The following is an 8,585-nucleotide window of genomic DNA, read 5'->3' as shown; positions in this document are numbered from 1 at the left end:
CACACTTACTTTGCCGAGGTTGGTGCTCCCAATCAACGAGGGCTGAACGAAAACAACAACGGTCTTTTACGCCGGGACGGCTTAACAAAACGGCTAAATTTCCGCAATCTTCCCGATGAATTGGTGACCCAACTGATGAGTAAGCGAAATAACCTGCCCCGCAAATCACTAGGCTATCGAACTCCATATGAGGTATTCATGTCCTACGTCACTGATGAGCAACTACTTTCTTTCTAACTTAAATTGACATTTCGGGATAAAAAATTTGGCATGGAATCTCTATCCATACCAGAAAGTGTATACCCTAAAAAACAGGACTATGAATTACCAAAAATGATAATTCATAGTCCTGTTGTAGGTATCAGTTAAATACCATTGGCAAATACCCTACGTTATCTACTTATTAAAAAATGGGTTTGTAAATCTCATCATAATAACTATTATCTGACCCCATACTAGTAAAGTTCTTTAAGGATGTGAAAGTATCGCTTTCCTTCCATGCAGTTAAGGCTTCAAAATCGGCCCAAGCAGTTAGTAAAACTAAAGTAGTAGCTTCCGCTTTATTATCAACGCTAAGCATATAACCACCGTTCATATTAGCTGGTTCAGTTAATACCTTTTGAAGTGTATTATAAAGTAGCTTTTGACGGTCACCGTTTACTTGAAATGATTGGTAGTAAAACATTCCATTTAATTGAGCATCTAGCGTTGAATCAAGAGTTGTTAATTTTACTGGTGACTGAAAAATAGTATCTTTTCCAGAAAGATCAAATAATGCTAATTTTCTTGTATGAGTAGTTGCCTGCATTAATTTAAAATGACGTTCGGGATATTTATCAATGATTGATTGTAAAATTTGTCGTGAACCAAATGTTAAGCTAATTTTTGTTAACATATTAATCCCTCCTCAGAAGTTAGTAGTCATACTTATTATAGTACAACTTAATGTAAAATAATTAAATTGTAAATTTTATCTACTTTATTTTTGATAAGACATAAATGGAAAATCTAATATCAATAGAACTTACAAAAAGTCAATAATTTTTGTTATATCGCTTTAATATTAATTGAATAGGGAGTATAATAAACAATGTATTAATGAATGTTCTAGTTTAACTTAATAAAGGAGGCCACTAAACGAAATGGTTACACTATATACGTCTCCAAGTTGCACGTCTTGTCGTAAAGCACGTGCCTGGCTAAAAGAACATGATATTGCTTTTAAGGAACGGAATATTTTTTCTGAACCATTGTCTTTAAATGAAATCAAGAATATTTTACGGATGACTGAAGATGGTACTGAAGACATTATTTCAAAGCGGTCTAAAGCTTACCAGAAGTTGAGCATAGATCTCAATGATTTGTCGATGAAGGATCTGTTTAAGTTAATTAGTAAAAATCCAGGATTGTTACGACGTCCGATTATTATTGATGATAAACGGCTTCAAGTAGGTTACAACGAAGACGAAATCCGTCGCTTCTTACCACGAAAGGTTCGTGAACTAGAACTAGTAGAGGCTCAAGAAAAAGCAAATATGATTTAACTGATAGAATATGGAAAGTATTATGCTTTCCTTTTTTTATTCTTTTAACCGAGTAACTTTACTTTTAAGCGAAAATCCTTACAATAGAAGTAACATCTAGTTTTGGTAAAAGGAGGTGCTGCTCAATGGAGATGGAACGCATTAATGAAAATACTATTCGCGTTTTGGTAGATAATGATGATTTATCTGCTCGGGGTATCACCATTCTAGATTTGCTAGGTGACCATCAGCAAATAGAGGATTTCTTTTATAGTATCCTGAAAGAAGTAGATACTGATCGCCAATTCCAAAATAACGATGCGGTTACTTTTCAGGTGATGCCCACTAATAATGGCTTAGAATTATTTATTAGTAAAAATGATTCTAATTTTGCTGGGAATGAACAGCATGGACCGATTAATGACCAGGTGTCCAAATATATTAAGCAACATTTGATTCAAAAAAATAGTCAGGATCAAGATCAAAGGAAAACAGCGATTAATGATTCAGAAGATAATGAGATTCAGCACACGAACTGGCAAGTAATTACGTTTGATTCTTTTGAAGATTTAATTGATTTTGCGAAAATTGCCGATAATGATGATGTTTCATCATATTTATATAAGTACAATGATTTGTATTATTTAGCAATTGCTTATTCTGATTCTATTTTGAACAGTAATGATGTTAAAGATCAGCTTGCTCTTGCTTATGAATATGGAAATCCCACGGCAACAACGGTTGATTTTTTAAGTGAACATGGAAAGAAAATAATGTCAGTATCTGCCTTGCATTTAATTCGACACTATTTTGAATAAGCTGCGTTTGAGTTCATACTCAACGTAGTTTTTTTCGTGCAAAATTGAGTAATTTCCGTATATAAATATATAGGGGGATTAAATGTTAATTGCAGTTCATAACGATCAATTAGTGTTGGCTGAAAACGCAAAAAGCGATATGGCATATTATTGTCCAGGATGCGGGCAGGGAGTGATCTTGCGGCGAGGAAAGCATAAGATTACTCATTATGCCCATAAGAAGGGAAATGACTGTGGCTTTAGCGAGGGTGAAACATTAGAACATTTAAAAGGGAAAGAACAGATTTATCAATGGGCACAAAAGCATCATTGGAATCCGCAATTAGAAGTCTATTTTCCAACAATTACTCAACGACCGGATATTCTTTTAGAAATTAATGGACAAACTGTAGCAGTTGAATTTCAATGTAGTCCCTTAAGCCTTGAAAAGTTATTAGCACGTAATGAAGGGTATCGTCAGTTAAGAATTCCGGTTTGGTGGATATTAGGATCGCCTTATTTGCGTAACTTGGGAAATAAGAAAATCGTTCAGTTTACGCAAATCTTTAGAAGGCAGTTTGTTCTCTTGTTTTGGGATGTGAAAAGGGCGCAATTAGTTATTGATCAGAAATATTGGCGTTGCTCCTATAGCCGGTTAAAGTATGATAAAAAAACTATTTTAATGGAGCAGATTGAAATGTTAAAGAAGAAACAGTATCATTTTCCAAATAAAGAAATAAGAAAACTATCATTAACTGCTTTAAAACTTACTGGACATGCTTTATCTGAATGTCCACTAGTATGCCATGATCTCATTGCAAGCTGGCCGGCAATGTCTATTCCAATGATTATCTGGCGAATTGGTGTAATATTAGAGATAGAGAAATTCCCCTTATTTTATTCTTGGGGAGATAAGGAATGGAAAAGATTATTAATGAAGGTAAACAAAAGCAATTGGTTATTCCCTGGTTGTTTACCTCCAGAAACAATCCGCAATATTATTATCAACCAATATACAAACGAATTAATTGCCTTTAAAGTAATTTGTAGAAGGGATAATCATCTTATTTTAATTCATCGTCCAAGATGGTTTAATGATTCACAGTTAAAACTACAGCTGGTTAAAAGGAGATCATAGTATGCAACACACATGTACAATGTTTTTAGCAGGAAAGAATGCAACGATTGACGGGTCAACTATAGTTTGTCGTGAGGAAGATTATAGTAATGCATTTGATCCTCAAAGATTTGTATTAGTAAAACCAGAAAGACAGCCACGTAAATATCAAAGCAAAACAACTGACTTTAAAATTGATTTACCAGTTCCTAAGCTAAAATATACTTCTACGCCTGATGCTGACGATAAAGATGGAATTTTTGGTGCGGGCGGTATCAATGGTCTGAATGTTGCGATGAGTGCGACTGAAACTATTACTACTAATGCCCGGATATTAGCAATAGATCCTTATAACACCTTATCGGGAATTGGCGAAGAAGATTTTGTAACATTAGTCCTTCCTTATATTAAGAGTGCTCAAGATGGTGTTAAGAAACTAGGAAGTTTATTAGAAAAGTATGGCACTTATGAGGCTAATGCGATAGCTTTTAGTGATAATAATGAAGTGTGGTATATGGAAACGATTGGCGGTCATCATTGGGCAGCTGTTAAAATTCCCGACAATGCCTATGTGATTGCCCCTAATCGATTTAATATTACTAATTTTGATTTTGATAGTCCCAATACAATGAGTTCACCAAATTTGAAACAGTGGATTGATCAAAATAAGTTGAATCCTAGCGAAGACGAATACAATTTACGACATATTTGTGGAAGTGCAACTGCTACTGATACTGTCTATAACAACCCACGAGCATGGTATGTTCAGCAGCAACTAGGGACGATAAATGCTAACCCGCAAAGTAATAACCTTCCATTCATCTGTTATGCAAAAGAAAAGCTTACTGTAACTACGATTAAGAAGTTAATGAGTTCTCATTATCAAGGGACAGCTTTTGATCCGTATCATTTAGAAAGAGATAAAGCTCCATTTAGGTCAATTGCACTAAACCGAAACTTAGAATTACATATTCTACAAATACGTAATAATGTTCCTGCAAGTATTGCTGGTGTTCATTGGTTAGCATTTGGTCCTAATACTTTTAATGCAGTGGTTCCCTTTTATGCAAATATTGACGATACACCAATCCCTTATCGAAACACTAGTACTGAATATTCAATAGACGATATGTATTGGCTCACTCATACAATTGCTGCGCTTGGGGACCAAAATTATGGTCAAGCACAGAATATTGAAGAAAACTTTGAATTGCAAGTAATGGCAAAAACAATGAATGTTCAAAATAATACGGATAAGGAAATAGCAGAACATCAGGATGTGAGTGCATTTTTAACCACAATTAATAATCGGATGGCCGAAACCGCAGTGGACGAAAGCAAAAAATTACTAGGGAAACTAGTAAAGCTTGCTTTTTCAAGAGAACGATTACAATTCTAGGCAGAAAATAAAAAAGAGGTTGGATAGATGGTGCAATAATGAAAGACCAACTTTTCCAATCTCTTTTTTATTAATTATTGTTTTGTATAATTTGTAGCTTTGGCGGACGATATTGGTTCACAAATTCATCTAAGGATGCAGATCGAGCCAATTTTCCGCTTTTAAATGCGTTTATTAAAGTATTATAGTCAAAATTTGGAATCATTAGGCCGTAATCAGAATCTTCGGTGTTAAAAACGACTGCGGTAGCCGTTTCTGATACGCCTAGATCACTTGCGATTTTTTGATCTTGACGGAAAGCCTGCTTAGCAAGTTGACTTTGCCGATCCTCAAAAAACATTTCTAAGTCAAGGTGTGAACCATGTGCAATTTTATTAATTAATTCATCGTTGTAATCCAAGCCTTGGTTAATAAGCGCAGATTGTAATTGTAAGAGATAATGCCGTCCACGTTTTCGTCCTTGGAAGAGGGCTGCTTTATAATCTAGTATTATTTGGTTAAGGGTTTTTGATACTTGTTGTCTTGCAGCAAGATCATGGGGATTAAGATGATAATATTTAAGTGTGCTATCGATCGTTTTCATATTGAATAGTGGTACAAACTGATAACTAATTTTTGTATTTAAATCACGATCAATTTTTAACACGTCTTTTTCACACCGTAAACAGCGCATTCCTAATGGATTCACAAAAAGATGAAGTTCGAGCATAATTAACCCCTCCGATCATTTGTATACTCAAAATCCTAATCCTGTGAACATAATTATTTTTGCAAATATCTAACTATTTGTAAAGAATTTAGTTTTAAGATAATTACAAGAGTTATTATTATAAATGTGCTAAAATATACGGAGATTTAACAGGAGGCTGAATTATGATTGAAGATTGGCAGCATTTTTTATTGCCATATCAGCAAGCCGTAAATGAACTAAAAGTCAAATTACGGGGGATGCGAAAGCAATTTCAAGACCAAACGCAACATTCTCCGATTGAATTTGTAACTGGACGAGTAAAGCCAGTTGATAGTATTAAAGAAAAAATGATTAGACGACATGTGCAAGAGGATCGACTTGAGCAAGATATGCAAGATATTGCCGGTTTACGAATCATGTGTCAATTTGTAGAAGATATTTATAAGGTAGTTGACTTATTACGGCAGCGAAGTGATATGACTATTTTAGAAGAACGAGATTACGTCACCAATGTTAAACCGAGTGGATATCGTTCCTATCATATTGTTATTGAATATCCGGTGCAATTAATTACTGGAGAAAAAAGAATATTAGCTGAAATTCAAGTACGTACCCTTGCAATGAACTTTTGGGCAACAGTAGAACATTCCTTAAATTATAAATATCAAGGTGAGTTTCCTGAGGAGCTATCTGCAAGGTTGCAAAGAGCCGCAGAGGCAGCATTTAAGCTTGATAATGAAATGTCAGAGATTCGAGAAGAAATAAAGGAAGCACAGACATTGTTTTCTAAGCGGAGGTCAACTAATTCTATTGATGAGGACGAGTTAAAGGAGTAAATTATGAGAATTGGAATATATAATAATGAAACAGCAGAATCTCAACGAGTGACAAAGGTTTTAAAGACTGAAATGAAACGGGCGGGTTTAACTTATGTCGAAAAAAATCCAGAAGTTGTAATAACAATCGGTGGAGATGGTACTTTGTTATCGGCTTTTCATCATTATCAAAAAGACTTAAATAACATTCGCTTTGTTGGAATTCATACTGGCCACTTAGGATTTTATACGGATTGGCGGAGTTTTGAAATTGATGATTTAGTTGATAGTTTAGTAAAAGATAGCGGACAGGCAGTTTCGTATCCTCTACTTGCTATGAAGGCTACTTATTCTGATGGGCAGATAGAGAATTATATTGCACTTAATGAATCAACAATTCGGAATGTTACACGAACAATGGTATGTGATGTGTTCATTAATAATCATTTGTTTGAAAACTTTCGGGGGGATGGTTTATGTATTTCAACTCCAACCGGTTCAACTGCTTATAATAAATCAGTCGGGGGTGCCATTGTCGATCCAAATAGTGTTGGCTTTCAGTTAGCAGAAATGGCTTCACTTAACAACCGGGTTTTCCGGACACTAGGCTCACCGATTATTTTTGGCGCTGATGCTGAGTTAATTTTGCGTTTGCGTGATGAAAATGGGCATGTGCTTACATGCGATCGTGATCAATGGATGCTTAAAAGTGAGAAGGAGCGGTACCTAACTGAATTATCTTATAGAGTTTCTAAGCAACGAATATATTTTGCTCAATATCGGCATAATAATTTCTGGAATCGAGTAAAAGATTCATTTATTGGTGGAGTGCATTAATGGAATTTAATTGGATATATGATCATCGCACACCACGGAAATTACGATCGGCATTAAAAATGTATGGGGTTTCTTCTTCGTTATTAAAAGTAGCCATATACCATGGAGGAAAAATGCAAATAAATGGGGTAGATAAGTGGGCAGTTGATACTGTTAATTACCACGATAAAGTAACATTAATTCTCCCTCCGGAAACTGCTAATGATAATGTGGATATCAGTGAGGCACCTATCGATATTATTTATGAAGATCAAGACTTTTTAATAATGAATAAGCCGGCAGGAGTAGCGACAGTTCCGGCTCATAACGTTCCGGTAGCCGATAGTTTGGTGAATCGGGTAAAAGGCTACTATAAGCGCCAAAATTATGAAAATCAGGTTACCCATGTTGCGACACGTTTAGACCGTGACACCAGCGGCTTAGTTGTTTTTCCTAAACACCGATTTGCCCATGCTGTCCTAGATGAACAGTTAAAAAAACATTTAGTTAAGAAAAACTATCTTGCTCTAATTAAAGGAAAAGTTCCTGCAGAGCATGGTTATATTGATGCGCCGATTCAACGCGATCCCAGTTCATTTGTAAAAAGAATGGTAGGGAAAGAAGGGAAAGCATCTGTAACTGAATACTGGCGCCAAGAATGTAATGTTCAAGCAAGCCTTATCAAAATTAGGTTGCATACAGGGCGGACACACCAAATTCGCGTTCATTTTGCTAGCCTTGGTTTCCCATTAATTGGCGATAAAATGTATGGTGAAGAATCAGGATTAATTGCTAGACAAGCACTCCATTGTTATTGGCTGAGCTTTTATAGTCCATTTAAAGGTGAAAATATTACTGTTTTGGCACCATTGCCAAGTGATTTCAAAAACGCTAAAGATGATCTTTTAAGTGCAAAAGAATATTAGTAATTGAATTAATTAGTAGAAAATTACCAGAAGATAAAATTAATTTACTTACTGGTAATTTTTATAAAAAAGGTATTGCAAATAATAAAAATATAGGGTAAAATATAAACATTGTCATCGAAAAGATGTGAATAAATGATCATATCTATTAAGATTATTAAGAGTAAATATGGTTGTAAAGTCACTAATTCTTGAAATAGTTTTCTGAAAAACTATTGACATCCACTTGATGACATGATATATTAATAAAGTTGCTGATTGAGTTATCGATCAAAAGGAATTCAAAATTAATTAAATTTTCTTCTTGACAAGCTGATCTGATGTATGTTATAATAATCATGTTGATTGGCTGCTTGATTAGCCAACGGGTAGACCTTTGAAAACTGAACAAAGTTTCGACGAATCAAATGTGTAGGGTCTTCATTCACGATGTGATTTGAAGTAAAACATTTGCGAAGTCAATTCGCTTAATAACAAAGATAATTGAGAGCTATTCAAGTT

The 8,585-nt window shown here is 34.8% G+C and carries 9 protein-coding genes and 1 pseudogene; 8 read left to right on the top strand and 2 right to left on the bottom strand.

The features are described from left to right. Positions 1-237 (top strand): annotated as a pseudogene (locus tag QOS06_RS10180) (IS30 family transposase); the annotation flags it as partial. 166 nt (positions 238-403) lie between these two features. Here the strand turns inward: QOS06_RS10180 and QOS06_RS10175 are convergent. After that, positions 404-895 (bottom strand): hypothetical protein, encoded by a 492-nt coding sequence (locus QOS06_RS10175; RefSeq protein ID WP_003672243.1) that lies wholly within the window; start codon positions 893-895, stop codon positions 404-406. 247 nt (positions 896-1,142) lie between these two features. On the opposite strand from QOS06_RS10175, the gene spxA reads away from it, so the two are divergent. The 4 genes from spxA to QOS06_RS10155 all read left to right on the top strand — a co-directional run bounded on the left by spxA (position 1,143) and on the right by QOS06_RS10155 (position 4,836). Further along, positions 1,143-1,544: a transcriptional regulator SpxA gene (gene spxA / locus QOS06_RS10170; RefSeq protein ID WP_003672242.1), complete on the top strand. Its 402-nt coding sequence runs from the start codon at positions 1,143-1,145 to the stop codon at positions 1,542-1,544. 125 nt (positions 1,545-1,669) lie between these two features. Next, positions 1,670-2,341: an adaptor protein MecA gene (locus QOS06_RS10165; protein ID WP_003672241.1), complete on the top strand. Its 672-nt coding sequence runs from the start codon at positions 1,670-1,672 to the stop codon at positions 2,339-2,341. 82 nt (positions 2,342-2,423) lie between these two features. Beyond that, the gene (locus QOS06_RS10160; RefSeq protein WP_003672240.1) at positions 2,424-3,458 is read left to right on the top strand and encodes a competence protein CoiA; all 1,035 of its coding nucleotides are present in this window, start codon (positions 2,424-2,426) and stop codon (positions 3,456-3,458) included. Position 3,459: 1 nt separating this feature from the next. Beyond that, positions 3,460-4,836 carry a C69 family dipeptidase gene (locus tag QOS06_RS10155; protein WP_003672239.1) on the top strand — a complete coding sequence of 459 codons (1,377 nt, stop codon included), beginning with the start codon at positions 3,460-3,462 and terminating at the stop codon, positions 4,834-4,836. A 70-nt stretch (positions 4,837-4,906) separates the two neighbouring features. On the opposite strand, the gene QOS06_RS10150 is transcribed toward QOS06_RS10155, so the two are convergent. Then, positions 4,907-5,545 carry a DsbA family protein gene (locus QOS06_RS10150; RefSeq protein WP_003672238.1) on the bottom strand — a complete coding sequence of 213 codons (639 nt, stop codon included), beginning with the start codon at positions 5,543-5,545 and terminating at the stop codon, positions 4,907-4,909. 164 nt (positions 5,546-5,709) lie between these two features. Between QOS06_RS10150 and yjbM the strand changes: the two genes are divergently transcribed. Genes yjbM through QOS06_RS10135 form a run of 3 tightly spaced genes read left to right on the top strand, consistent with a single transcriptional unit; the run spans position 5,710 to position 8,084 of the window. Beyond that, on the top strand, positions 5,710-6,363 hold the full coding sequence (gene yjbM, locus QOS06_RS10145; protein WP_003672237.1) for a GTP diphosphokinase: 654 nt from the start codon (positions 5,710-5,712) through the stop codon (positions 6,361-6,363). 3 nt (positions 6,364-6,366) lie between these two features. Then, complete coding sequence (locus QOS06_RS10140) at positions 6,367-7,179, top strand: NAD kinase (protein ID WP_003672236.1); 813 nt, start codon at positions 6,367-6,369, stop codon at positions 7,177-7,179. Beyond that, the gene (locus QOS06_RS10135; protein ID WP_003672235.1) at positions 7,179-8,084 is read left to right on the top strand and encodes an RluA family pseudouridine synthase; all 906 of its coding nucleotides are present in this window, start codon (positions 7,179-7,181) and stop codon (positions 8,082-8,084) included. Before QOS06_RS10140 ends, QOS06_RS10135 begins: the two co-directional genes overlap by 1 nt. Positions 8,085-8,585: the final 501 nt, after the last annotated feature.

The sequence above is a fragment of the Limosilactobacillus sp. DJ3M12 genome (genome assembly GCF_947381695.1).
In the GTDB taxonomy this organism is placed as follows: domain Bacteria; phylum Bacillota; class Bacilli; order Lactobacillales; family Lactobacillaceae; genus Limosilactobacillus; species Limosilactobacillus kinnaridis.
Note: the sequence above shows the minus strand (reverse complement) of the source record. Positions and strands in the feature narration are given on the sequence as shown.

What these genes read in the sequence shown, in the direction of transcription:
- QOS06_RS10150 (WP_003672238.1), bottom strand. Translation starts at nt 5,545, where the DNA reads ATGCTCGAACTTCATCTTTTTGTGAATCCATTAGGAATGCGCTGTTTA.
- spxA (WP_003672242.1), top strand. Translation starts at nt 1,143, where the DNA reads ATGGTTACACTATATACGTCTCCAAGTTGCACGTCTTGTCGTAAAGCA.
- QOS06_RS10160 (WP_003672240.1), top strand. Translation starts at nt 2,424, where the DNA reads ATGTTAATTGCAGTTCATAACGATCAATTAGTGTTGGCTGAAAACGCA.
- QOS06_RS10155 (WP_003672239.1), top strand. Translation starts at nt 3,460, where the DNA reads ATGCAACACACATGTACAATGTTTTTAGCAGGAAAGAATGCAACGATT.
- QOS06_RS10140 (WP_003672236.1), top strand. Translation starts at nt 6,367, where the DNA reads ATGAGAATTGGAATATATAATAATGAAACAGCAGAATCTCAACGAGTG.
- yjbM (WP_003672237.1), top strand. Translation starts at nt 5,710, where the DNA reads ATGATTGAAGATTGGCAGCATTTTTTATTGCCATATCAGCAAGCCGTA.
- QOS06_RS10175 (WP_003672243.1), bottom strand. Translation starts at nt 895, where the DNA reads ATGTTAACAAAAATTAGCTTAACATTTGGTTCACGACAAATTTTACAA.
- QOS06_RS10135 (WP_003672235.1), top strand. Translation starts at nt 7,179, where the DNA reads ATGGAATTTAATTGGATATATGATCATCGCACACCACGGAAATTACGA.
- QOS06_RS10165 (WP_003672241.1), top strand. Translation starts at nt 1,670, where the DNA reads ATGGAGATGGAACGCATTAATGAAAATACTATTCGCGTTTTGGTAGAT.